The sequence below is a fragment of the Paenibacillus sp. FSL K6-2393 genome (assembly GCF_038002545.1).
Classification (GTDB): domain Bacteria; phylum Bacillota; class Bacilli; order Paenibacillales; family Paenibacillaceae; genus Paenibacillus.
In genome coordinates this window covers 3,964,591-3,989,246 of the sequence record NZ_JBBOCU010000001.1, presented here as the reverse complement: position 1 = coordinate 3,989,246, position 24,656 = coordinate 3,964,591, and the positions used below count along the sequence as shown (strand labels likewise).

Here is a 24,656-nt window from a genome sequence, read left to right as displayed (position 1 = left end):
CAATGTTGTCGGCGTTTTTACTCAGGCTCATTTAGATATATATAATGTAAGAGATAGCCTATATGTTTAGAACATACGTTTGCTATATCATGTGAAGTTTAAGATACTATGTTAGTTTGCTGCTTCATAGCAGCTGCTGGGCACTGAGCCGAAACCTCGGCTTCAGGAAGACTGCGACTTTTTAAACGGGATGCAGGACAACTCCCTTCTTCGTCACGCTTGGTATCCCAATTGACCGGGTTGGTCATATCCGGGATGCGCTGCTCCAAAATGGCCTGATATTGACGTGCTTTCTCTTCCAAATGGGCTACGCGGCTCTTGGCCTCCTCAAGCTGAATCAGCGCCGCTTCCTTATACTCCATCATAAGTGCGAATCGCTGCGAAACAGTTGAATCACCTTCGAGGCAGAGATCGACGTATGTTTTAATATTTTCAATCGGTAAACCTGTCTGCTTGAGGCATTTGACGCCATGTAGCCAATTGATGGATTCTTCATCAAACACCCGAATATTATTTTTATTGCGTTGAATGCTCGGAACCAAGCCTTTATCCGTGTAAAAGCGAACAGCGTGCTCTGTGAGTCCCGTAAGCTGGGCAGCATCCTGGACAGTATACATATGTACTCCTCCTTCTAAAAAAATATTGGAGACCGCTTGACTTCGTGTAAGACGAAGGAGCTAGGGTTATTGTAACGCAAGTCGGCCGGAAGTGGAATCCTCGCTTCGTTGCTGAATTTCAGGAATACGTGACCACTTGCGATTCACAATTGAACCATAGGAGGAATTGAATATGCAAACTGTAACCTTGAACAATGGAGTGAAAATGCCGATTATTGGCTTTGGTGTCTACCAGGTTCCCGATGCTGATGAATGTGAGAACACGGTATATGAGGCGCTGAAGGCCGGTTACCGCCTAATTGATACCGCTGCCGGTTACCTAAACGAAGAAGCGGTTGGACGTGCAATTAAACGCAGTGGCATAGCGCGGGAAGAACTTTTCATCACGACCAAGCTTTGGATTCAGGATGCAGGATACGAAAGTGCCAAGCGGGCGTTTGCCAAATCGTTAAGTAAGCTGCAGCTCGATTATCTGGATATGTACCTCATTCACATGCCGTTTGGTGATTACTACGGCGCATGGCGTGCGATGGAAGAACTATACCATGAGGGCAAGATCAGGGCTATCGGTGTCAGTAACTTCCTACCTGACCGCCTGATGGACCTCATCGTCCACAACGAAGTTGTGCCTGTCATCAATCAGATCGAAACTCATCCGTTTCAACAGCAGGTCGACAGCGCTGTTTTCATGAAAGAACAGGGGATACAGCACCAGTCATGGTCCCCGTTCGCCGAAGGTCGCAACAATTTGTTCAGCAACGAAGTCTTGGTTTCCATTGCCGAGAAACATAACAAATCCGTCGCCCAGGTTGTACTGCGCTGGCTTGTGCAGCGGGATGTTGTTGTTATTCCAAAATCAGTACGCAAAGAGCGGCTTATCGAGAACTTCGATATTTTCGACTTTGTACTAAGCCCGGAAGAGATTGCAACCATTTCCAAACTGGATACCAAGGAAAGTCTATTCATGAAGATTGATAATCCTGAAGTTGCCAAGATGCTGGGCAATATGAAAGTGGATTTGTAGCCAGGAACTGATTGCTAGGTTTACGAAACGTAGCAGTATCTTGGCAATAATAGTAACAATAGCAACTCAATGCAAAACGCCGACTAATATGTCGGCGTTTTTAAACATTCCAATATTTTTGTTATGCTGCAGATGTCTTATCTGACTTATGCAGAAGCTGAGAGCGACGACCGAGCAGATAACCTGTCAGGGAAGCGAGCATCTGTTGAAATACCATGCCAAGCACAACCGGGACAGCAACAGGTGGCGGAAAATACGAAACAGCGAGTACTGCGCCTGCGCTGATATTGCGCATGCCTCCATTGAATACGAGAGCGACCTGATCGGCCTCATTCCAGCCCAGCAATCGGGCGATGAAATAACTTAGCGCATAACCGAATGATGCCAGGAAAATAATGATGACCGCAAGTCCAGCGAGCTTCCAGTTGAAATCGGCCAAGTAGGGCGCAACGACAGACCCATTAATTGCAACGACAGATGCCATAAACAATTTGGATAACGGATTCAACCTTGGTCCCCAGACCGGGACAATGGCGCCTTTGGTCCACTCATTCAGCAGCATACCGAGAAGGGATGGTACAACAATCATCCAGAACAGACTGCTCATCATGGCTGCCGTGTCCAGTGTAACACTGGTGCCGATTAACAGGGATAACACCCCGGGCACTACGAAAGGAGCAAGCATGGTATCAATCAGGATGATGGATAGCGTAAGTGCGATATTGCCCCGATAGATGCTGACCCAGATGAAGCTGCTTATTCCTGTCGGAATCACGGCTGCCAGAACAAGGCCCGTTATGGTGTACGCATCTGTAGGGAAGACCAGATGACCCATACCGAGAGCAATTAGAGGCATCGCCAAATGCAAAATAAACAGACATACAAACAGGGGGAACGGCTTCTTCAGCACGTTCACAAAATCCCGTATCCCAAGACTGATACTTCCAGCGAACGTCATGAACGCAAAAAGCCAAGGAGATAAAAAGGTATAAGAAGAAAGAAAACTCCCGCATAACACGCCAATAATAATACTGATTGGGGTAATCAGTGGCATGATGCGGTTCAAGCGTTGGTTCAAGGCTTGAAGCATAATCATGACATCCCTTTACCGTGTGATTTTACTATTATACATGTTAATAACGTTGGCTGCAGACCCATTTGCAATGAAGCAGTCTGAACAGGTATCATGGACTTGGAACAAGGATTCCGATTAGGAGAAGGGGAGATGATCATGTCTATAAGAAAAAGAAAGCACACATTAATGATGACAGGGCTTATTGCATCAAGTATTCTTTTGATTTCGGCCTGTTCAGTCGTGGAACAAGCTAATCAAAGTTTAGATTATGTGAGTGGGGCTACTGATTATATAGAACAGGTATCAAACGCCGGGGCTGATCTGCAAGAGCTTGCATCGGGTGCGGTGAATAATCCGGAGATTACAACGCAGATTCAGGAGAAAATCGATCTGATCCAAGCAGAAGCAAGTGAATTTTCTCAGTTGACTGCTCCTGCAATAGGAGAGAGCATTCATGAGAATCTGGTTAGTTACAATACTCAATTAACAGAAGTAGTGGACAATTTCGAAAATACAATTGCAGAGCAAGGTTTTACGGCAGAAAATTGGGAGAAGACAGGCATTCCTGAACTGATCACCAATATCAATAATTTGAAAGATCCGCTTAGCGGACTTCAGGGTGAATAAATTGAATTGTTCTTAGCACCTTAAGACAATCAATTTGTAATCGTATACTTGAGAAGGGCGAGATATCGGAATGATTGAATTACCGTTATGCTCGCTTTTTTTATTTTCCGAAAACGGATGCATATTTAATATCAGAGGAGCTAGACTATATCATGTAAATAGGAGATGTATATGACATTTATCTCATATTTATGTGAAGATGATCTATGTTTTGACAAGGTTGGGACAGAGGCGTATGATAAGTTTATAAGTTAATAAAATATAGTTACTTACTATAAGTTTTCAACTATACCTAAATATATTTTGCCAAAGGAGAGCTGAGTCATGACGGAGCACAATGGAAAAGTAATCATTATTACAGGTGGAGCCAGTGGTATTGGTAAAGAGACAGCACTTCAACTTTCGGATCAAGGTGCGACTATTGTTGTCGCTGACTATAATGAAGACGGAGCGAAGAAGCTTGCGGCAGAGATTGAAGCAGCAGGCGGAACAGCGGGCGCGTACAAAGTGGATGTATCCAAAGGGGACGAGATCAAAGCCCTGATTGACTGGACCGTAGAGCAATATGGTACGTTAAGCGGTATTTTCAATAACGCAGGCATTGGACTTGTGAAGCCATTTCTGGAGATGGACCCGGAATCCTATCACAGAGTCATTGATGTAGATCAGCACAGTGTATACTACGGCATGTATTATGGCGCGAAAAAAATGGTTGAATTAAATGTACAAGGTACCATTGTAAATACAGCTTCGATCTATGGAAGTGTTGCTGCAGTAGGCAGCTTCAACTACAACGCAGCCAAGGCTGCTGTTGTTATGATGTCCAAATCCGGTGCATTGGAACTTGCTGAGCATGGAATTCGTGTAGTTGGTGTAGCACCTGGCTTTATCGAAACACCGATTCTGGGTGATGACAAAGCCATGAAAGATGCACTTGCTACTCAACATATGCGTGGAGAGCTCATTCAACCGGAGAAAGTAGCCAGTGTGGTTACATTCCTGTTCAGTGATGCAGCAAGCGCAGTGAACGGTACAACCGTAGCCGTAGATGATGGATTCCTCAGCTTCAAAACCAAATAAAATAAAGTAAGCAACCCTTTTAAGATGAAGAGAACTCATCTCAAAAAACAGAAAAAAACGGTGCAGAACGATTTATTCGTTTTGCACCGTTTTTGTATTTTCATTATAAAGTAATCGTAGCATGTGAGATGGAAATAAGTTTGTCGAATCATCCCGAAAATTCAGAGATCGTGATACAATTAGCAAGGTTGTATCTTTTTATCATTTTGTGGTGTGTCATATACAATTCGAACGCCGAGAGAGCCATAGCTCTCTTCTTTGTAATGACATTGAGAACAGGTTTTGGTCGAGCACAACGCATCGTTAAGAACTTGTAATTTTTCGTTGCACTGTGGACATTTATTTTCAAAAAGAGTCTTCAACACGTTAAACATGCTTAATCACTCATTTCGGATTAATTTACTTGGTTTTCATTATAACGGATTATATTCACCTTGTATAGCACTTTTGAGTGGTATCGAGATGAGATTTAAATTGCACGAAAGGAAGCGCATAACCGATGGATCTTCTGCTTTTTATCATCATGTTTATACTGGGTCTGGTCGGTTCATTCTTCTCCGGTTTGTTGGGTATTGGTGGGGCCATTATCAATTATCCGCTGTTGTTATATGTTCCATCCTGGATGGGATTGGAGCCATTCTCAGCACATCAGGTATCTTCGATTAGTATGTTTCAAGTGTTTTTCGCTTCACTTGCCGGTGTGATTGCATTCCGCAGAAAAGTAAAAACGGGTAGAAGTGGTGGGGCGATCGTTCACCGCGGTTTGGTGCTGTACATGGGCTCCAGCATTCTTGCTGGCAGTCTGATCGGCGGGTTCATATCCGGTCACCTGGACGGAAGGGTTATTAATCTGATCTATGGCATTCTGGCGATCATGGCGATTGTGCTTATGCTGATTCCCGGAAAGGGAAAGCTTGATACCTCAGCTCCACTGGTGTTTAACCGATGGATTGCAGCAGGTACTGCTTTTGCAGTAGGAATTGTATCAGGAATTGTTGGTGCGGGTGGTGCCTTTATCCTTATTCCCATCATGCTGACGATTCTCAACATCCCCGTACGAACAACGATTGCTTCTTCACTGGCAATTGTATTTATCTCCGCCATTGGCGGCGTTATAGGTAAAATTACGGGCGGGGACATTCCGCTAGAACCCATTATCTATACGGTGATCGGAAGTCTGCTGGGGGCATCCCTTGGTTCACGGGTTAGTTCGATGATCAATGTGAGGGTACTTCGATATGCATTAATCGTACTTATCGCCATCACAGCGGTCAAAGTCTGGTCATCTATTCTGTAAAATCACGTATATGGGAATGAGCAGTGACGATTTCGTAACCAAACGGTTGGATCGCCGTATAAAGGTTATGAACATGAGCTGAAGCGTTGGATACACGATCAAATGAGTTCAGTTTTCGTCCATGGAGCACCTCATCTCCTTTCATGGATACATGTTTAACATTAATAGAAGTTGAGGTATCCACCCTATGAATAACGTACTTACAGAACAGGCTGATGCAGGATATCGGCTAGCTGAGCAGAAAGCATCTCAGTATTTTACTTCTCTTAGGCAGCAACTTATGGATAATACGTATACAACAGCACTTACCCAAGATATTCATGTATGGCAAAAGAAACATATTCATCGTTTTGCCTGGCTTTCTCTTTTATCACCTAGCAAAAGAAAACCGGATCCCCGGGATGTTCATAGATATATCCACTGGCTGAATACTACAGGAAAGCTGGATGATTACCTGGATCGGAGTATCTCCTATATTTATATGCGAGATCTGGGGCAAGCCCTTGATTCTCCGGATACGCAGGCCCGAATTCAGCACATTGTCCAGAATACCAAAAAATACTTTATGGGCTCTGCCACTGGGCGCAAAGGACAGCCCGATTATATCAGTCTGGCTGCGTTGTACCGATGGGGACAGAAGGAGCACATTGAAACAGCTGTCATCTGGGTGATGAACAAATTAAAGAATGTAGCATCGAACATCCCGAAGGAGCTGGATGCAGAGCAGGCGCAGCGGAAGCTGATCAAGATTATTCTCGGCGTGGTCCTTCATGTGGACGATGAGATGAATGAGCAGACACCACCTGAAGAACGTGCCCGGAGATTTGATGCGGCGATCCGACTTGGTTATTCGTACGGTTTGACATATCCATTTGTGGATGACTTGCTGGATTCACAGGCTTTGACTGTTCAGGAAAAAGAACAATATTCCCTGATGATACGTGATGCACTTCTTACCGGGGTCGTACCTGATCTGGGGGAGTGGAAAGGCAGCAACCTTGAAGTGATTGAATATGTACATTCCGAGCTTCGGGAAGCATTTGAGTACATTAAGAACTACCAGCATCCAGAGAAACAGCGCACGTTCTTAGAGCAATCCTATGTGTTCTTTCAGTCTCAGGAGATCGATCGCAACAAGAAATTAGCCAATGCAAATTATACCAATGAAGAATTGTACATTCCGATTATTATCAAATCTTCTTCTTCCCGATTAATCGTCCGGTCTGTTCTCAGTGCACCGGTGGATGAAGGATTTGATCTGCGGACGTTTTATTACGGGATATATAATCAGTTGGCCGATGATTTTGCCGATATGTTTGACGATATGGAAGAAGGGGCAGTAACTCCTTATACTTACTATTTGAAGTATCGAGATTTGCGCCCTGATCTGATTAATCCATATGAATTGTATTGGGCAGTCATCTCTCATCTAATCCATGATGTTTACAACTCGGATGCCAAGACCCGTGAGGTCATACTGGATCGTGCGATCAACGGGCTGAAACGTTGTAAAGAACGGTTGGGGCAGCAGAAATATGATGAAGTGATGACGATCTTTGCTTCTGGGCAGCCTGAATTCAATCAACTGGTTCAACAGATGGTGCGAAAAGCGGATGACGTTGATTTTCTTGATAAATTGTTACGGGATCAGGTCGTGCTTCAATTGAAAAATGACAAGCAGGAGAAAGAGGAGTTCAAACAGACCATTCGAACGGTTCGCGAACAGATTAATGTGGAGTTGCAGATTGCCAAGCCCGGTGGTCTTCATGAGATGAAAGAAACGCTGATCGATGCAGCCAATTACAGTTTGCAAGGCGACGGAAAAAGGCTACGTCCGATATTAACTTGGGTTATGGGCGTGCGCGAGTATGGTCTACCTGAGTCATCCCTCGTTCCGCTGCTAAGATCGCTGGAGTACATGCACACCGCTTCCCTGATCTTTGATGATCTGCCTACGCAGGATAATGCTTCGACAAGACGTGGACGTTCCACGCTGCACCAGGTACACAATAGCGCCACAGCAGAGCTTACCGGTCTGTTTCTCATTCAGAAGGCGATAGGAGAGCAATCCTCATTGAATCGCTTTGATGCGGCAACCGTGCTAACGCTCATTCAGTATTCGGCTGAAAAAGCAGAGGATATGTGTATGGGGCAGGCGATGGATCTGAACTCCAAAGGCAAAGTGTTAACTCTTGAGCAGTTGAACATGATCTGTTTTTACAAAACAGGCATTGCCTTCGAAGCTGCCCTGGTCATGCCAGCGATACTTGCCCAAGTGAAGGAACCGGAGATGGCTACACTGAAGAAGTTCGCTTATCATGCGGGGATCGCCTTCCAGATCAAGGACGACTTGCTGGATTTCGAGGGCAATCACCTCATTCTTGGGAAACCTGCAGGTCAGGATGAGCGGAACAACAATTCAACCTTTGTGTCCATTCTTGGTGATGAAGGCGCGAAAAAAGAGATGTGGGAGCATTATTGTCTTGCGACAGATGCATTGAACGAGATGGCGAAACCTATTCCCTTCTTGAGACATTTATTGGATTATCTTGTTGGTCGCGAGCGCTAACCTGTTTTACCAACGATTCCGTGTTGCGTATGACTTATTATGATATATAATGACAAAGGTCGGGATTCCATATGAATGGATTCCGACCTTGTTTGGTTTTAAAGACACAAATCTCTTAAAAAGATTTGTTTCAATAACTGAAATTCTGGGTATTAAGCAGGTACTGTTGTTTTAAATCTGACTAATTTTTATAGAACATCTTATATCAGTAAAAACTTTAGATTTCGACAATCTTTATATGGAGTCTATATGCCAAAAGGAGAACTTACAATGCAGGTTCAAAAGGTCGATCATCATGAATTGTTCGAGCAGATATATAACCAAGCGCCTATTGGGATTGCACTCGTTGCTCCAACAGGGCAATGGATGAAAGTGAACCCTGCTTTTTGCTGTATGCTAGGTTATACAAGTGATGAATTAATGAATCTCACGTATCAGGATATTACACATCCGGATGATTCGTCACAAGATATGATCTGTAGTTATGAGTTATTTGAAGGTAAATCAAAAGAAAATCAATACGAAAAACGTTACATTAATAAAAATGGTGACATCTTATGGTGTTCAATACATGTTTCCTTGGTTCGAAGCGAAATTACGGATGAACCTCTTTATTCCGTTTGCCATATTGTTGATATTTCCAATCGTAAACTGTCTGAACAAAAACTTCTCCATAGTGAAGAAATGTTCAAACTTATTACGGATCATGCTCAGGAGATCATCTATATTGCCGATTCAGAGGGAGTTTGTCGGTTCTGCTCACCGTCAGTCCAACAAATATTGGGTTATTCCCCGGAAGAAGTCATTGGCCGAAACAATAATGCTTCCTTTCACCCACAAGATCTGGAACGGATCTCACAGATGGATTTGACTAAAGGTAATCTGTTGAATATCAGAGTCCGCCATAAAGACGGACATTATCTTTGGTTTGAAACCACATACAAGGTCTTTGGTGATGCGGATCATGAACAGCAGATTTTTACAATTGGACGAGATATATCAGAGCGAAAAAAACAAAAGGATATCAGTGCAGAGGCTGAACGGATTGCCTTAATTGGTAGTTGGGAATGGGATATGGTCAAAGACCATATTACATTTTCAGATCAGATCTTTGAGATTTTTGAACTTGAACGCACCTGCAAACCATATCGTATAAGTGATGTTTTTAATGTTATGGATGCCGAAGATATAGCCTCTTTACAAAAACATATTACAGGGGTAAAACAGGGTGAACCGCTCGATTTTGAATACAAACACATCAGCTCTGATGGAAATGAGAAGTATCTTCACCTGCGTGGATTGATTACGCTTGATGAGCATCGTCAGCCAGTCCAGCTAAACGGAACACTACAGGATATCACTGAACGCAAACGCATCGAATTTAAATTGCAGGAATCTGTGGAGCGATACACTTCGCTTAAGAAATACAATCATGACGCCATTATCTCGTTTAACATGGATGGTAATATTATGAATGCAAATCCAGTAGCGGTGAAAATGACGGGTTGTCCCGTGGCTGAAATGATCGGTACAAGCATAAGCAGATTTATCGGAGCCAGTAATCTGGGTCTGATTCTGGGCAGTGATTATGAGATGGCTGAAAAGGAGATCAACGCTGTTCGGCACACGGATGGATCTGAGACAGAAGTCTTGGCTACGCTTGCTCCAATCATTGTTAATAAGTCCAATGTCGGGTTTTACCTGATAGCGAAGGATATTACGGAGCAGAAAAAACTGCTGGTAGCCAAAGAGACAGCGGAGAGAATGAATAAGGCCAAAAGTGAATTTTTGGCGATGATGAGCCATGAAATCCGTACACCTATGAACGGTGTAATTGGGATGACGGATTTGCTCCTGGATACTCCTGGACTTAGCGGGGAGCAAAAGGAATATATTGAAATCATCCAGAAGAGTGGAGATTCCTTGCTTGCCATCATTAATGATATTCTTGATTTTTCCAAAATCGAGTCGGGAAAAACCGATCTGGTAGAAGATCCTTTTGATCTCGTTGAGATCGTGACCGAGACGGTGCAAATCGTAAAACCGCTGGCTCGTGAAAAGAAGCTGGATGTTCGTATGTGCGTAGAAGATGCTATTCCAACTCCGGTGTATGGTGATGCTTATCGTCTTAAACAGGTACTTACCAATATCATTGGCAACGCGGTCAAATTCACTTCAGAAGGCGGCGTGGAAGTTAAAGTTGGGGTTAAGGAGCAGTCCGGCAATAACGTGCAGCTTTATTTTCAGGTAAAGGATTCGGGCATTGGGATTCCGGTTGAGAGGAAACAACAATTATTTGAACCTTTCTACCAACTGGACAATTTTATGACCCGCAAACCTCAAGGTACCGGTCTTGGCCTTGCCATTAGCAAGAAACTGGTGGAGCTTATGCAGGGGAAGATCTGGATCGAGGAATCGGATGAACCGGGTACAATATTTATATTTACCGCCCAATTTAAATTAAATAACGGTGAAGAGAGCAAAAGGTTAGATCAACAGCAGAAGAAGAGCAGAACATCAGCCTTGCGGATTTTAATTGCAGAAGACAATGAGGTGAATCAGCTCGTCCTTAGCAGAATCGTTGAGAAAAAAGGGCACTTCGTGGATCATGTGGCGGACGGTGTTGAGGCAGTCGAGGCGGTCAAACACAATTCATATGATATCGTCTTCATGGATGTGCATATGCCAAGGCTTAATGGATTCGAAGCGACAAAAGCGATTAAAAATTCTTTGCACCCCGAGAGTTGTCCATACATTATTGCGGTAACTGCAAATGCGGTAAGAGGGGACATGGAAAACTGCTTGAAGGCAGGCATGGATGCGTATATCAGCAAACCGATCAAAATCGAGTCCATTATGCAAGCATTGGAGACCTATTACATCAAAAATAATCTCTGAGTGTCCTAAAAATGGATTCATGAGCAAAAAAGCTGTTAGCTTATTGTAAATAGGCTAGCAGCTTTTTTTTGCTGTTCCATGATTTTGTCCTCCACCCCTGTATCCCACAGATGCGACTAGGGACAAATTCCTAAAGATTTTTGATCCACAGTTTGGAGATGTCCATATATCCGAATTCTGCTATCTGCATGCCGAAGATGCTCTGATCCAGTTCAGCCTGCTTGTTCATGTGACAGCCATGCAAGATCCAGCAGTGATCACGTAGCAAGGCTTCAGCTTCATCCAGGAGCGCAGTACGTTCTGCCCGATGAAGCTTAGCGAAATGATCCAGTTTGTCATCCAGTAGAGACTGGAATGCAGGAGACATACACATATGAAAATGGTTGGACAGGTTTTTGAAAAAATGAATCATGCCGTACTGCCAATCTTCCTCCAGTATCTCTTCAGCGAGGATCAATTGTGCGTTCGTGGTTTCCTCTGAGTTGAAATAATCCACAACGGCTTGCATGATGATGTTCAGACCGATGGACGCTGCACGACGTTGGAACCACTCCGCAACGTCTGCATCCTTATTATGCTTGTACGATAATGTTATCTTCTCACCTTGGTACCCGCAGTTATGCAGTAATTCACGAGCATGTTCAAGAGAAGCAACGGTCCAGTCTTGGGCTGCACTTTTCCAGGGAAGGAAGCTGTTGGCCGGTGTGATCCGATTCCCGCCGAGATCTCGGACAAGCGCGACCGAATCATAGACGATACGCAGGGCTTGTCGAAATAGGGGATGATGATGGATGCCTTCCTTGTGAAAATTGAACAGCATATACTGACAACCCAGCGCCGGATAATTGATACTATTCGTCTGATCACAGCCTGTTGTGAGACTCAATCGATCTGTACCCGGTAGCTCATAATAGCGATCATTTGGACTCAGGTCAGGCACAAACCAGAAATGGACTTGATCCAGATGTGGCCGGATGCCGTAGTACGCATCAAAAGCGGTAAGCTCCAGCACATCTTCATTCAGCTCAGAGATCTGAAAAGGACCGGTACCTATTAATGTATTGGTTACATTGTAATCGTAGGGCAGGATTGTCATCCGAATACAACTGAACAGATGCAAGAAAAACCGATTAGGACGATGTAGAACAAACTTGATGCAGTAATCGCCAGCTACTTCCGCTCGTTCAATATCCCGATACAACCAGATGGACGGACTATGCACATCAACCAATCGTTGCAACGTCGCTTGGACATCCCGGGATGTCATGACACGACCATTGTGGAAACGTACACCTTTTCGGAGATAGAAGGTCCATAATCGATGGTCCTCGCTGCATTCCCACATGTGAGCTAGTGCTGGCAGGAATGATTCTGTCTTGGCATCATAGGTGATCAACGTATTACAGACCTGGCTTAATAGGTAGGTTTCAAATGCAGTATAAACAAAGGCTGGGTCAAGATCACCTAACTGGCGTGACCTCATGATGCGCAGTATATCCTGACCAGAGGCAGTTTCTTCGTGGCTGTGAAATCCCATCTGTTGATGGAGGGAGAGCATGAGCTGTTCACGCAGTGAATCATGCATCTGAACGGTTCCAATAAGTTCAATGGCGTCTTTCATTTTGCCTTTAGCCAGAAGTTCGGTAAAACTCGCTTCCAGCGCTTCATTCATGCTTCGCAGCATCGTTAACTCCGAATGATGTCCACGACCACGCCCGGGTTGCCAATGGATAAAGCCTTGTTCCTCCAATTTTCTGAGAATGAATTTCACATTACGTGGGGTGCAGCACAAGGCAGCGGACAGGCTATCAATCGTTACCGCTACAGGTTCATGAAGCTTAAATGAAAGCTGTTCGGCCCCGGCGAGCCTTATAAAGTGTGTATGTAGGGTATCCATGGTCATGACTCCTCTATTAAAGGTGAAAAGTGTAGTCATATGTTTACACTTTTCTTTCCCCCTTTTATCCTTACAATTATACATTAGAAGAGGTAGTTCAAAAAGTCCGCTTTTGAAGCACTTAGAAAGAATAGGAGAAGTTCGCATGAAGCAATATTTAAGGCAAATTCACCCCTTGGCATGGACCATCATTATCGGAACCATGTTTGGACGTCTTGTAACGTCAATGAGTATTCCGTTTCTATCCATCTATCTGACACGTGTACTAGAGGCTACACCGACCCAGACCGGTATTACTGTGGCAGTTAGCTCGCTGGCAGGTGTAATGGTCAGCTTTTATGGAGGTTATATTTCGGACCGGATCGGTCGCAAAATCGTGATGTTAATCTCGGTATTTAGCTGGGCAGGTGTATTTTTCATTTTTTCAGCAGCAGAGCATCTATGGGTGTTCTTTGTTGCCAATACGTTAAACGGATTATGCCGCGCAGTATTTGAGCCCACCTCCAGAGCCCTGTTATCGGATATTACTTCTCCGGAGAACAAATTGCTGGTGTTCAACCTCAGATATGCTGCAGTTAATCTTGGTGTGGTGTTTGGGCCAATTATCGGATTTCAGCTGGGATCATCTGAATCAACGTTCCCATTTGTGATTTCCGGCTTGATATACATAGCATATGGACTTGTATTATTTCTGCAATTCAAGCTACAGCATGCCAATCTGCCAGAGCGTCATCAGGCAACCGCACCACGTTTGCGTGAAGCACTCATAACCACCGGTCGCGACCGGGTATTTCTGCCAGTATTAATCGGTACCACATTTTGTGTTCTGGGTTACGGGCACTTTAGTTCTACGTTGGCACAGTACTTGGCGAGGAGCCCGATCTTTGAAAATGGAAGTCAGATGTTCTCGTACATGCTTTCCCTGAATGCGGTGACGGTACTGATTATTCAGTATCCGCTTGTGCGAACCTTCCGAAACTTTCCACCGCTTGTTCCTCTGATTGTGGGTAACCTGCTGGTCGCAACCAGTCTGATGATGGTTGGAATCGCTGAAGGTGTACTCATGATGATGATGAGTGTCATACTATTTACCATTGGGGAAGTGCTGTTGTTCACGATGATGGATATGCTCATCGACCGGATTGCAAAGCCGGAATGGAAGGGAACGTATTTCGGGACCATCGGCTTCAATAATATTGGTAGTGTCATTGCTCCTGTAATGGGAGGGGTGTTGTTAAGTCAATTTGGAGCGGAGAATGGGCTCGCTGTTTTTGTACCGATTGCACTGACGACTGCACTGGGAGTACCTTTTCTTCTGATCGCACATAGACGTCTTGTTGTTAGAGAGAAGCAAACGGAGTCCACATCATTGAGTATGTAGCAGGAATTGAAAAGATTAATGACATGAATTAAATAACAATTGAGTTAAAATTATCTTGACGGATGTTAATCCAGCGAATACAATAAACAACAAATATGTGAAACGGGTGGGATGATGATTATGTTTATGCCTATACAGATTTCGAATCGATAACTGAATACGCATGAGCATAGTGACATTAATCCAATTTTTTTGCAATGATCGCGTTGGGACAGTCATGTTTGTGCACCCCTGTCGTGGACGCTCATCATTATTGCGATGCAGAGGAAATACGGGAAATGCTTTGCATTTCATCCGGTCTCTTTTGGCTACAAGCTGTAGATGAACATTAGTTCATCTATGGCTTTTTTGCATGCATTCCACCAATCCGTTCACATGGAAAGGAGCGTTTGGAGCGTTATTTTATAAAAAACTAACTTGTTAAAAAGGAGAGTGTACAATGGTCAACATGCGTTCTACATATCAATTATGGGCGGGAAATCCCGATTTTAATGTCATTATGTATGACTCATCCTAGTGTAGATAACAGCGACCAAAAGGTTATTCTGTCATCGTAGTTACAGTGTAATGTTCTTTAGTTCATTTTATATAAATAAACCAATAAAGAGGTGGGACCTGTGCCCAAAACAGAGAAAAGCTCCATGTCATGGCTGCTGCGCTATCTAAAACCAGTCAAAGGACGGCTGGCCTTACTTTTAATCATGTTGCTCACATCAACGGGGCTTCAGCTCTTGAATCCACAGATTATCAAACGATTTATCGATACAGCAGCAAGTGGGGGAGTCCTCACCAATCTTGTTCAGCTCGCAGGAATATTTCTGGTTGTTGCCGTGTTTAATCAACTCATCACGGTAGCGGTCAGTTATTTGGGGAACGACGTGGCCTGGCGGGCCACGAATCAACTGCGCGGAGATCTGCTGAAGCACTGCCTGCGTCTTGATATGCGTTTTCATAATGTGAAAACACCTGGAGAGATGATTGAACGTGTAGATGGTGACGTAACGAGTATCTCCAATTTTTTCGCGATGTTCATTGTGCAAGTGATCGGTAGTTTTGTACTGCTGGCCGGAATTCTCGGGTTCATGTTCAGCGTTAATGTGCCTATTGCTGTGGTTATGACCGTGTTCACATTATTATCGATCCTGTTCATGGTCTTCATCCGAAATCTGGGCGTGGACTCTTCCAAAAAAGAACGGGCGGCAAGTGCCTCTCTGTTCGGATTAATTGAAGAACGCATTGCGGGGATTGAAGATGTGCAAGCAAATGGTCATGTGCCGTATGTGATGAACCGCTTTTACCGCACGATGCGCACGGTATTCCGTAAGGGGAGAAAAGCCTGGCTGCTACGGGTTATTCCGTGGAATACCACAGTAGTTCTGTTCGCTCTGGCGGTCACTGCGGTGCTTTTGTTGGGTGTGCATTATTATATGGAAGGTCTAATTAGTATCGGAACATTATTTCTGATCTACCAATATACGCAGATGCTGAATGATCCGATTGAGATGCTTGGAGATCAGGTGCAGGAGTTCCAAAAAGCAAAATCAGGCATGCTGCGCTCCAGAGAGCTGTTGTCCATGCGCAGTGTGATTGAAGAGGGCAAAGAGGAGCAATTGCCGGAAGGACCGCTTGGGTTGGAATTCAGTCAGGTGCACTTCAGTTATAACCAGGATAAACCGGTATTGCAGGACATTACTTTTGCTATTAAGCCTGGTGAACGTCTGGGAATCATCGGTCGCACAGGTAGCGGGAAATCGAGTCTTAGTCGTGTTCTTCTCCGGCTATACAATCTGGATCGGGGTACGATCCGTGTAGGTGGAACGGATATCACAAAGCTTTCTTTACAAGCCCTCTATCGCCGGGTAGGCATGGTGACACAAGATGTACAGCTGTTTGATGGCACGCTGCGTGATAATCTGACCCTGTTTAATGGGGATGTATCGGATCAGATGATCAAGGAGACGACGGATCGGCTTGGACTTAGCCAATGGATTAATTCACAACCAGAAGGACTCGATACGTATCTGGCAGCAGGTGGAGCTTCATTGTCAGCAGGGGAAGCACAGTTATTTGCCTTAACCCGCGTATTTCTGACCGAACCAAGTCTGGTTATTCTGGATGAGCCTTCGTCACGTCTGGATGCCGCGACCGAAGGTATGCTGCAATCTGCAATTGATCAGTTAATGAAACAATCCACCGGAGTCATTATTGCTCACCGACTGGCTACGCTGGAGAAAGTTGACCGGATTATGGTGCTCGGTGATGGGAAGGTACTGGAGTTTGGAGCGAGAGAAGAACTTGCCAGTAACCCGGCATCTCACTATGCCAGACTGCTCATTACAGGCCGAGAGGAGGAATTGGCATGACTGTAGCAGGATTTATAGGCCGTTTGTTTCGATTCAGGCCTTTGTTATTTGTAATCAACGGATTGTTATGGTGTATATTTCATTCCTTGCCGCTAGCCATTGGTATTGGAATGCAATGGTTTTTTGATCGCACAACAGTGGGGTCAAATGACTACATGTGGCTTGCTGTGCCGCTTATCTTTATTGCTTTGGTCCGAATGGCACGGGTGGGCACATTTTTTGTAGCCTTCTATGCATGGGTTACGTATCTGTATCATGTTCAGGCGATTTTGCGAACCAACATGCTCGCAGCGATCATGCGCTGGCCGGGGCGTAATCTTCCGGCTTCACCAGGGGAGGCAATGAGTCGCTTTCGGGATGATGTCGATGAAGTCGTCGAGTATGTAGAATCATGGGTGGACTTCTGGGGACGGCTTGTATTTGCTGTTGTATCCATCGTCATTATGGCGAACATTAATTGGCAGATCACATTGGTTGCCGTGCTGCCATTGGTGGTCGTGACCTTACTTAACAACCTGTCCGGAAATCGGGCTCGGAAGTATGCACAGGTTAATCGTGAAGCGACTGGGCGAATTACCAGTTTTATTGCGGAAACGTTTGGAGCAGTGCAAGCCCTGAAACTAGGTCAGGCCGAAGAGAATGTCTCTTCACGTTTTAACCAGTTGAATGAAGATCGTCGCCAGGCTGCACTTCGAGACAATCTGTTCAAGCAGTGGATGAGATCGATGAATCAGCATGTTCTAAGTATCTGTACCGGATTGATTCTACTGATGTGTGCAGCTGAGATGAAAGCAGGGAACTTTACCGTAGGTGATTTTGCCTTATTCACCAGTTATCTGGCCAATATCGGATTTAGCATTTCACTGTTTGGTTATATGGTGTTTCAGCACAAAAGGCTCAAGGTATCGTATGATCGTATGCGTAAGCTATTCCGCCCGGGGGAAGAAGACCAGATCATGGATTCGAGAGAAATCTATCTGTATGAAGATCCGCCGGAGCTTGTAAGTGAACAGAGGGACCCTAAGGAGAAGTTGCAATCTCTTGAGGTGAATAAGCTGACTTATCAATATCCGAATTCTTCAAATGGCATAGAAGAGATCAGTTTCCGTCTGAAACGCGGACAATTTCTTGTGATTACAGGACGGATCGGGTCAGGTAAATCAACGCTTGTACGAACACTTCTTGGACTGCTACCCAAGCAAAAAGGGGACATTCACTGGAATGGAGCGGCTGTTGATCCAGCCACATTCCTGATGCCGCCTAGAGCGGCGTATACCCCGCAAGTGCCAAGACTGTTTAGTGATACGTTGAAAGAAAATATCGTCCAGGGCAAACAGGGTAACACCGAGCAAGCCCTTGAAAAAGCCATTCGTCTGGCTGTGATGGAGAAGGATATCAAACATCTGGATCAGGGGCTTGAGACCCCGGTTGGTCCAAGAGGGGTGATGCTGTCAGGCGGGCAGATTCAGCGCGCGGCCACAGGACGCATGTTAATGACGGAGGCGGACCTGTTTATCTTTGATGACCTGTCCAGTGCACTGGATGTGGAGACAGAACAACAAGTATGGGAAGGGCTGTTCCAAGAGCCGGATGTCACCTGCATCGCAGTTTCTCACCGCAGGGCAGCACTTTCCAAAGCAGATCACATTATCGTGATGAAAGATGGACGCATTGAAGCCGAGGGAAGTTTGGCCGAATTGCTTGCCACCAATGAAGAGATGCAGTTGCTGTGGCAAGGGGAGCAAACTCCCGCCAAAGTTGGTTAGCTTTAAAAATTTAGAAAAGATAATAAAAAAGCAAAAAAGCCTTACAGACGACTCCTTGAAAGAGTACAGTCTGTAAGGCTTTTTATCGTTATAACGAGTGGAACGATGGAATATTTTTATCTCATCATTTGAGCAATCAGGGAATACGCAATGATCACCAGGAAGATAATAGTGATATGGTTAATGGAGAAGATAAACATCCGTTTGGACCATTTCTCTGTTTCTTTCTTATCAAAGGTAGCCACACTAAGAATGAGCCAGGCCAAGCTGACCAGAAATGCCACAATAGCGACAAATGGGCTCATCGGCCAGAACAAAAAGCTGGAGATCAGTAAAAGTACCAGATACACATTCGTCTGAATGTATGTCCGTCTGATGCCTTTAACGACGGGCAGCATGGGAACACCAGCAGCTTTGTATTCGTCAAAACGACGAATCGCAATCCCGTAGAAGTGAGGCATTTGCCATAAGAGCATTGTAACGACCAATGCCCAGATCTCGAAATGACCCAGTTCCGGTGAAATGGCTGCCCAACCGATGAGCGGAGGCACAGCACCCGAAAGACTTCCCACTTCCGTGTTGTAGATCGTTGTACGTTTGGTCCACATTGTGTAAGGGAACACGTACAGCAACAGACCCAAAATACCAAATACAGCAGCGGATGGGGAAGCGATGTACAACATGATGCCCCCGATGATGGTGATTGCAATACCGAGAATTAGACCCGACTTGGTATCTACGCGTCCCGTAACGGTAGGACGTTTCTTCGTACGTTCCATGATCGCATCAATATCACGATCATACAAGTTGTTAAACACCCCTGCAGCTCCAATAATGAGAGAAGACCCAATAAAGGAAAGGATGATTGGTACAATATTAGCTAAGATTGAAGCATCAAATACATATAAAGCCAAACTTAAACCCGCAAACATGGCGATCAGGTTGGACTTGATGATTCCGATTTTGATCGTATCGAAGAATACTTTCGGAATCGAGCTATACTCCAGGCTGATATTGGTCTGTGAACCATTGTTCAATGTTTTCAAGAACTCACTTCCTATATCTATACTTATATATTATGTCGCTATTATACCATTCAATACACTATGTGATTTAATTAACGTTTTAGTATTTAAAATAATGTCATTTGATTGTGAACAATTTAAAAACAAGGTTTTTTTTAATTGTTAAATAATTATTTCTGTGTTAAAGGAGAGAATCGAAAAATCAGGGTATAACAGTGATTTAAAGTTTGTTCTGTCATTGTAGTGTAAGTGTAAATAATCTTTTATTCAACTCACACAGGCTGGATTGAAGAAAGTAGTTAAAGATATATGTTGCAAAATGGTTAGGTTTTGTTTATTATGGATATAAGATATCTTTAATAGTCGCGTTTAAATGTGTTCTTGTAAATCTCCGATATTACTTTCTTAAGAGAGAGCGGAGGTTATATTTAAATCTTTATTAGGGATATTAAATGTCTGGAAAGGGTGAATAATATGAGTAGTATGAATCAACTCTTGGATGTACTTATTATTGGTGGAGGACCAGCGGGGCTAAATGCAGCCCTAGTACTTGGCAGGGCCCGCAAGAACGTTGTGGTCATTGATGATGAGACACCGCGTAACTGGGTTACAAGGGAGACTCATGGGTTTGTGACAAGAGATGGGGCAAGTCCACGTGAATTCCGGAAAGCTGCCAAAGAACAGATTGCAGCTTATCCCTCAGTTCAATTTGCATCCGATACGGCAACAGCGATAACAGGTAGCGATGGTGATTTTGTAGTTAAGACTACACAGGGGGCAAGTTATCACACGAAAAAGATTTTGTTTGCGGTAGGTAAGAAAGACCTTCCCTTGGATATTAACGGATTAACAGAGGTCTACGGTAAAAGTGCGTTTGTGTGTCCATATTGTGATGGATGGGAGTTAAGAGACCAATCGCTGGTCATCATCGTTAGTGGAGATAAGGCATTACATATGGCAAAAGTCATATCCGGCTGGACAGAACGTTATACGATCTGTACGAATGGATCAGATTCCTTAACTGATGAGCAGCGTGAAGAGCTGAAGCAGCATCATGTTACTGTATTCGATGCACCGATTCAATCTATTAACTCTGAAGAAGGGATGGTACAGCAAGTTGTACTAAATGACGGTACAGCGATTCCATGCACAGGAGTTTTCTTCCAACCGAAACTGTTTACCGGATCAGAACTGCCAAAGGCCATCGGTTGTGAAATTACAGAATCGGGAACGGTTATCGTTGATGCTTCAGGAAAAACATCAGTAGCAGGTGTATACAGTGCTGGTGATGCAGCTTCCGAGATGTATCAGGCAATCACGGCTGCATCTCTGGGGGCATTGTCTGCGGTAAGCATTAATAATGAATTGAATTTCGAGAAGTGGGATGAGCCATCATTAGAATAAATTAAAACGTCATTGAATCATAACGTCATTGGTTCATACAGTAGGGGATTGCATATGCAATCCTCTATTTGTTGTTATTCAATTTAAACGTTGAACGGTTCAATTGAAAGTAATTCAGCCGGAAGAAAATTTGATATTAAATCAATTTTGGTTTATTGTATTATCAAATGATACAAATTACTATCATTTATAAAATCATCAAAGGAGAGATCACTTATGAATGAAAGCAGAACAGCCATCATATGGCTAACGAATACCTTGCTCCACGGCGCACAGTTAGTAGGTGATCATCATGAGTGATGCAACTTACATTCCACAGCCCAAAATGTATGGACCACTTGGCAATCTGCCTTTGATTGATAAAGATAAACCAACGTTGTCGCTAGGTGTTCTGGCTGAACAGCATGGACCAATATATCGACTTACGGTTCCCGGTTATTCCGGTTTAATCGTATCTGGGCCAGATCTTGTCGCTGAGTTGTGCGATGTGTCCCGTTTTGACAAATATGTATACAATGAACTCGAAAATGTACGTGCCTTTGGAGGCGATGGTTTATTTACAAGCAGAACATCGGAGCCCAACTGGAAAAAGGCCCATAACATTCTGCTTCCCACCTTCAGCAAACAGGCCATGAAAGGTTATCATCCCATGATGGTTGATATTGCCGAACAGCTGATCAACAAATGGGCACGCCTCAATTCCAACGATACGATTGATGTTGCGGATGATATGACACGCCTTACGTTGGATACCATTGGACTATGTGGATTCAATTATCGGTTTAACAGTTTTTACAGACAGGACCACAGTCCTTTTATTGAAAGCATGGTTCGGGCATTAAATGAAGCTATGCAGAAGAGTTCACGTTTGAAAATTCAGAATCTGCTTATGGTGAAAACCAAACGACAGTTCCAGGAGGATATTCAGACGATGTTCTCTCTGGTAGATCAGATTATAGAGGAACGTAAAGCGAGTTCAGCACCCGAAGAGGTCGACTTGCTCGCACGTATGCTGAATGGCAAAGATCCGGAGACTGGTGAAATGCTGGATGATGAGAACATCCGGTATCAGATTATTACGTTTCTCATTGCCGGACATGAAACGACGAGCGGCTTGTTATCTTTTGCTCTTTATTTTTTACTGAAAAATCCAGAATCACTTCAGAAAGCGTATGACGAGGTAGATCAGATATTGGTCAGTGACTCGCCACAGTACGAGGAAATTCTTCAGCTTCCATACATTCGCATGATTCTCAGTGAATCACTACGTCTATGGCCAACAGCCCCGGGATTTGATGTATATGCCAAAGAAGACACGGTTATAGGTGGCAAATATCCCTTGAAGAAAGGGGAAAGTTGCAGTATTCTTCTGCCTCAGCTTCACCGTGACAAAGAGGCATGGGGAGAGGATGCGGAACTTTTCCGTCCAGAGCGATTTGAAGATACGACGAAAGTACCTCACCATGCATATAAACCTTTTGGTAATGGGGAGAGAGCGTGTATCGGCATGCAGTTTGCTTTATATGAAGCAACACTTGTGCTTGGTATGGTCCTCAAACATTTTGAGCTGATCGATTACAGCAATTATGAATTGGATGTTAAACAGACGCTGACGTTGAAGCCGGGAGACTTCAGAATCCAGGTGAAAGCGCGCGCCGCTTCGCAAACGATGAATAAGGCTACTTTATATGTAGACGAGAAACCTGCTCCTGTTTTTCATAAAAAAATAGCAAGTGACACCCAGACGGGAGATACCCTGGCCGTTGAAGCAGATACTAACTCATCGCTCCTGGTGTTATATGGTTCCAATCTGGGAACGGCAGAAGGCATTGCCAGAGAGCTTGTGGAGAAAGGTCGTTCGTATGGAATTCCAAGTGAAGAAGCCACTCTGAATGAGTGGGTTGGCCGCATACCCCGCCAGGGAGTAGTTCTCATCGTCACTGCTTCCTATAACGGTAAACCACCGCAAAATGCAGCGGCATTTGTTGACTGGTTGAAGGGAGCGGAGTCAGAGGAAGCGCGGGATGTGAACTATGCCGTTCTGGGCTGTGGAGATCGGAGTTGGTCCGGGACGTATCAGAGCATTCCGCGATTAATCGATGAGAGGCTTGAAGAACTGGGAGGTAAAAGACTGTTATCCCGCGGTGAAGCTGATGCCGGAGGTGATATGGAGAAACAAGTTGAAGCGTGGCAGCATACGTTGTGGCCTCAGATATTGAGTGTCTTGGGGATCAACACGGAAGTAGTGAAGCCAACCCTACCAAGCACAAGCAGACTTCAAATGGAGATTGTCCACGAGAAAACGGATATGCCACTTGCACGAACTTATGATGCCAGCTATGCCACGGTGGTAGTTAATAAAGAGCTTCAGGCGCCGGGAAGTGGAAGAAGCACGCGTCACATCGAAGTATTACTGCCAGAAGGCATGAGTTATAGAGAAGGTGACCATCTCGGTGTGTTGCCTAGCAATCAGAAGCAGAATGTGGATCGGATACTCAGTCGGTTCGGACTACGTGGGGATATTCAGATCCAATTAACTTCGGACGTCAGCCACCTTACACACCTCCCACTGAACCGTCCCGTCAAGGTACATGAGTTGCTCACTCACTGTGTGGAATTGCAGACACCTGTTACCAGAGCGCAGTTGCAGGAGTTAGCTAATCATACGGTATGTCCACCTCATAAGCGTGAACTGGAAGGCATGTTGGACGAAAACAGCTACAGGGATTATATTCTTGCCAATCGAATCACCATGTTGGACCTGTTAAAAAAATATGAGGCGTGTGAGTTGCCTTTCGAAAAGTTCCTTGAACTATTGCCTCCGCTTAAGCCCAGATACTATTCAATATCCAGCTCGCCAAGCCTGAATTCCGGGCAAGCGAGCATAACCGTATCGGTAGTAAAAGAGCCTGCATGGAGTGGCAGGGGCGAATACCATGGAGTTGCTTCATCGTATCTCGCCGGTTGCCCATCCGGAGAACGTATACTGATGTTTGTACGCACACCTGAATCCGAATTTATTCTATCGGAAGAGGCTGACGTTCCGATGATCATGGTGGGACCGGGAACGGGGGTTGCACCGTTCAGAGGTTTCCTCCAGGCAAGAGCTGTCATGAAACAGAGAGGTTTGCCACTGAGTGAGGCGCATTTGTTCTTTGGGTGCAGGAATGATTCAGATTTCATCTATCGTCAGGAGCTTGAGCAATACGAACGAGAAGGGATTGTTAAGCTACACACAGCTTTTTCTCGTGCTGATGGCAAGCCTAAAACGTATGTACAGCATCTAATGGAGGAGGATTCCGAGCAGTTAATTCACATGCTGATGAACAAAGGAAAACTCTACGTATGCGGAGATGGAAGCCAGATGGCTCCTGCGGTGGAAGAGACTTTGCAGCAGGCGTATCAGGAGGTGCAGGGAGCAACGATGCAGCAAGCAAAAGACTGGCTCATTCAGCTTCAAGCCGAAGGACGCTACCTGCAAGACGTGTGGGCAGGTAATAAACGAACAGGTGAAACGCCTAAAGCTGTACATGAGGAGGTACATTAAGATTGAGATGACTCCAATAACTACTAATATACAATCCTTAATATACTCATGCTAACAAACAGCCGCTTAATCTGGAGCTTTGTCTC

15 protein-coding genes are annotated in these 24,656 nt (G+C 44.5%); 11 read left to right on the top strand and 4 right to left on the bottom strand.

All coding sequences use genetic code 11. The features are described from left to right. Positions 1 to 98: 98 nt before the first annotated feature. Entirely contained in the window at positions 99 to 617 is a 519-nt protein-coding gene (locus MHI14_RS17505) for a MerR family transcriptional regulator (RefSeq protein ID WP_341130889.1), read from the bottom strand. A 172-nt stretch (positions 618 to 789) separates the two neighbouring features. Here MHI14_RS17505 and MHI14_RS17500 point away from each other — a divergent pair, with 172 nt between their 5' ends. After that, complete coding sequence (locus MHI14_RS17500; protein WP_341130888.1) at positions 790 to 1,641, top strand: aldo/keto reductase; 852 nt, start codon at positions 790 to 792, stop codon at positions 1,639 to 1,641. A gap of 121 nt (positions 1,642 to 1,762) precedes the next feature. On the opposite strand, the gene MHI14_RS17495 is transcribed toward MHI14_RS17500, so the two are convergent. Then, positions 1,763 to 2,731, bottom strand: coding sequence for a bile acid:sodium symporter family protein (locus MHI14_RS17495; protein ID WP_047842786.1), 969 nt, complete (start codon positions 2,729 to 2,731; stop codon positions 1,763 to 1,765). A 141-nt stretch (positions 2,732 to 2,872) separates the two neighbouring features. Here MHI14_RS17495 and MHI14_RS17490 point away from each other — a divergent pair, with 141 nt between their 5' ends. The 5 genes from MHI14_RS17490 to MHI14_RS17470 all read left to right on the top strand — a co-directional run bounded on the left by MHI14_RS17490 (position 2,873) and on the right by MHI14_RS17470 (position 11,187). After that, the gene (locus tag MHI14_RS17490; RefSeq protein WP_165980158.1) at positions 2,873 to 3,343 is read left to right on the top strand and encodes a DUF6376 family protein; all 471 of its coding nucleotides are present in this window, start codon (positions 2,873 to 2,875) and stop codon (positions 3,341 to 3,343) included. A gap of 324 nt (positions 3,344 to 3,667) precedes the next feature. After that, the gene (locus MHI14_RS17485) at positions 3,668 to 4,423 is read left to right on the top strand and encodes an SDR family NAD(P)-dependent oxidoreductase (RefSeq protein WP_133384598.1); all 756 of its coding nucleotides are present in this window, start codon (positions 3,668 to 3,670) and stop codon (positions 4,421 to 4,423) included. 499 nt (positions 4,424 to 4,922) lie between these two features. Next, positions 4,923 to 5,720, top strand: a complete 798-nt coding sequence (locus MHI14_RS17480; RefSeq protein WP_091031027.1) for a sulfite exporter TauE/SafE family protein — start codon at positions 4,923 to 4,925, stop codon at positions 5,718 to 5,720. Positions 5,721 to 7,557: 1,837 nt separating this feature from the next. Continuing rightward, complete coding sequence (locus MHI14_RS31145) at positions 7,558 to 8,289, top strand: polyprenyl synthetase family protein (protein WP_445670371.1); 732 nt, start codon at positions 7,558 to 7,560, stop codon at positions 8,287 to 8,289. A gap of 270 nt (positions 8,290 to 8,559) precedes the next feature. After that, positions 8,560 to 11,187: a PAS domain S-box protein gene (locus MHI14_RS17470; RefSeq protein ID WP_341130886.1), complete on the top strand. Its 2,628-nt coding sequence runs from the start codon at positions 8,560 to 8,562 to the stop codon at positions 11,185 to 11,187. Positions 11,188 to 11,317: 130 nt separating this feature from the next. Here the strand turns inward: MHI14_RS17470 and MHI14_RS17465 are convergent, their stop codons facing one another. Then, positions 11,318 to 13,084 (bottom strand): ABC transporter substrate-binding protein, encoded by a 1,767-nt coding sequence (locus MHI14_RS17465; RefSeq protein WP_341130885.1) that lies wholly within the window; start codon positions 13,082 to 13,084, stop codon positions 11,318 to 11,320. 145 nt (positions 13,085 to 13,229) lie between these two features. Here MHI14_RS17465 and MHI14_RS17460 point away from each other — a divergent pair, with 145 nt between their 5' ends. The 3 genes from MHI14_RS17460 (at position 13,230) to MHI14_RS17450 (ending at position 18,594) form a co-directional block, all read left to right on the top strand. Continuing rightward, positions 13,230 to 14,465, top strand: a complete 1,236-nt coding sequence (locus MHI14_RS17460) for an MDR family MFS transporter (RefSeq protein ID WP_249910847.1) — start codon at positions 13,230 to 13,232, stop codon at positions 14,463 to 14,465. 617 nt (positions 14,466 to 15,082) lie between these two features. Then, a complete protein-coding gene (locus MHI14_RS17455; protein ID WP_249910846.1) occupies positions 15,083 to 16,828 on the top strand; it encodes an ABC transporter ATP-binding protein in 1,746 nt (581 codons plus the stop codon). After that, complete coding sequence (locus tag MHI14_RS17450) at positions 16,825 to 18,594, top strand: ABC transporter ATP-binding protein (RefSeq protein WP_249910845.1); 1,770 nt, start codon at positions 16,825 to 16,827, stop codon at positions 18,592 to 18,594. The genes MHI14_RS17455 and MHI14_RS17450 overlap by 4 nt, the downstream gene beginning before the upstream one ends. A gap of 116 nt (positions 18,595 to 18,710) precedes the next feature. Here the strand turns inward: MHI14_RS17450 and cyoE are convergent, their stop codons facing one another. After that, complete coding sequence (gene cyoE, locus MHI14_RS17445) at positions 18,711 to 19,640, bottom strand: heme o synthase (protein WP_036608378.1); 930 nt, start codon at positions 19,638 to 19,640, stop codon at positions 18,711 to 18,713. Between the two features lie 462 nt (positions 19,641 to 20,102). Between cyoE and MHI14_RS17440 the strand changes: the two genes are divergently transcribed. Together MHI14_RS17440 and MHI14_RS17435 are read left to right on the top strand one after the other, a co-directional pair. After that, the gene (locus tag MHI14_RS17440) at positions 20,103 to 21,023 is read left to right on the top strand and encodes an NAD(P)/FAD-dependent oxidoreductase (RefSeq protein ID WP_249911801.1); all 921 of its coding nucleotides are present in this window, start codon (positions 20,103 to 20,105) and stop codon (positions 21,021 to 21,023) included. A 292-nt stretch (positions 21,024 to 21,315) separates the two neighbouring features. Beyond that, positions 21,316 to 24,570 (top strand): bifunctional cytochrome P450/NADPH--P450 reductase, encoded by a 3,255-nt coding sequence (locus tag MHI14_RS17435; protein ID WP_341130884.1) that lies wholly within the window; start codon positions 21,316 to 21,318, stop codon positions 24,568 to 24,570. The last annotated feature ends 86 nt before the right edge of the window (positions 24,571 to 24,656 follow it).

What these genes read in the sequence shown, in the direction of transcription:
- MHI14_RS17505 (WP_341130889.1), bottom strand. Translation starts at nt 617, where the DNA reads ATGTATACTGTCCAGGATGCTGCCCAGCTTACGGGACTCACAGAGCAC.
- MHI14_RS17500 (WP_341130888.1), top strand. Translation starts at nt 790, where the DNA reads ATGCAAACTGTAACCTTGAACAATGGAGTGAAAATGCCGATTATTGGC.
- MHI14_RS17495 (WP_047842786.1), bottom strand. Translation starts at nt 2,731, where the DNA reads ATGCTTCAAGCCTTGAACCAACGCTTGAACCGCATCATGCCACTGATT.
- MHI14_RS17490 (WP_165980158.1), top strand. Translation starts at nt 2,873, where the DNA reads ATGTCTATAAGAAAAAGAAAGCACACATTAATGATGACAGGGCTTATT.
- MHI14_RS17485 (WP_133384598.1), top strand. Translation starts at nt 3,668, where the DNA reads ATGACGGAGCACAATGGAAAAGTAATCATTATTACAGGTGGAGCCAGT.
- MHI14_RS17480 (WP_091031027.1), top strand. Translation starts at nt 4,923, where the DNA reads ATGGATCTTCTGCTTTTTATCATCATGTTTATACTGGGTCTGGTCGGT.
- MHI14_RS17470 (WP_341130886.1), top strand. Translation starts at nt 8,560, where the DNA reads ATGCAGGTTCAAAAGGTCGATCATCATGAATTGTTCGAGCAGATATAT.
- MHI14_RS17465 (WP_341130885.1), bottom strand. Translation starts at nt 13,084, where the DNA reads ATGGATACCCTACATACACACTTTATAAGGCTCGCCGGGGCCGAACAG.
- MHI14_RS17460 (WP_249910847.1), top strand. Translation starts at nt 13,230, where the DNA reads ATGAAGCAATATTTAAGGCAAATTCACCCCTTGGCATGGACCATCATT.
- MHI14_RS17450 (WP_249910845.1), top strand. Translation starts at nt 16,825, where the DNA reads ATGACTGTAGCAGGATTTATAGGCCGTTTGTTTCGATTCAGGCCTTTG.
- MHI14_RS17440 (WP_249911801.1), top strand. Translation starts at nt 20,103, where the DNA reads ATGAATCAACTCTTGGATGTACTTATTATTGGTGGAGGACCAGCGGGG.
- MHI14_RS17435 (WP_341130884.1), top strand. Translation starts at nt 21,316, where the DNA reads ATGAGTGATGCAACTTACATTCCACAGCCCAAAATGTATGGACCACTT.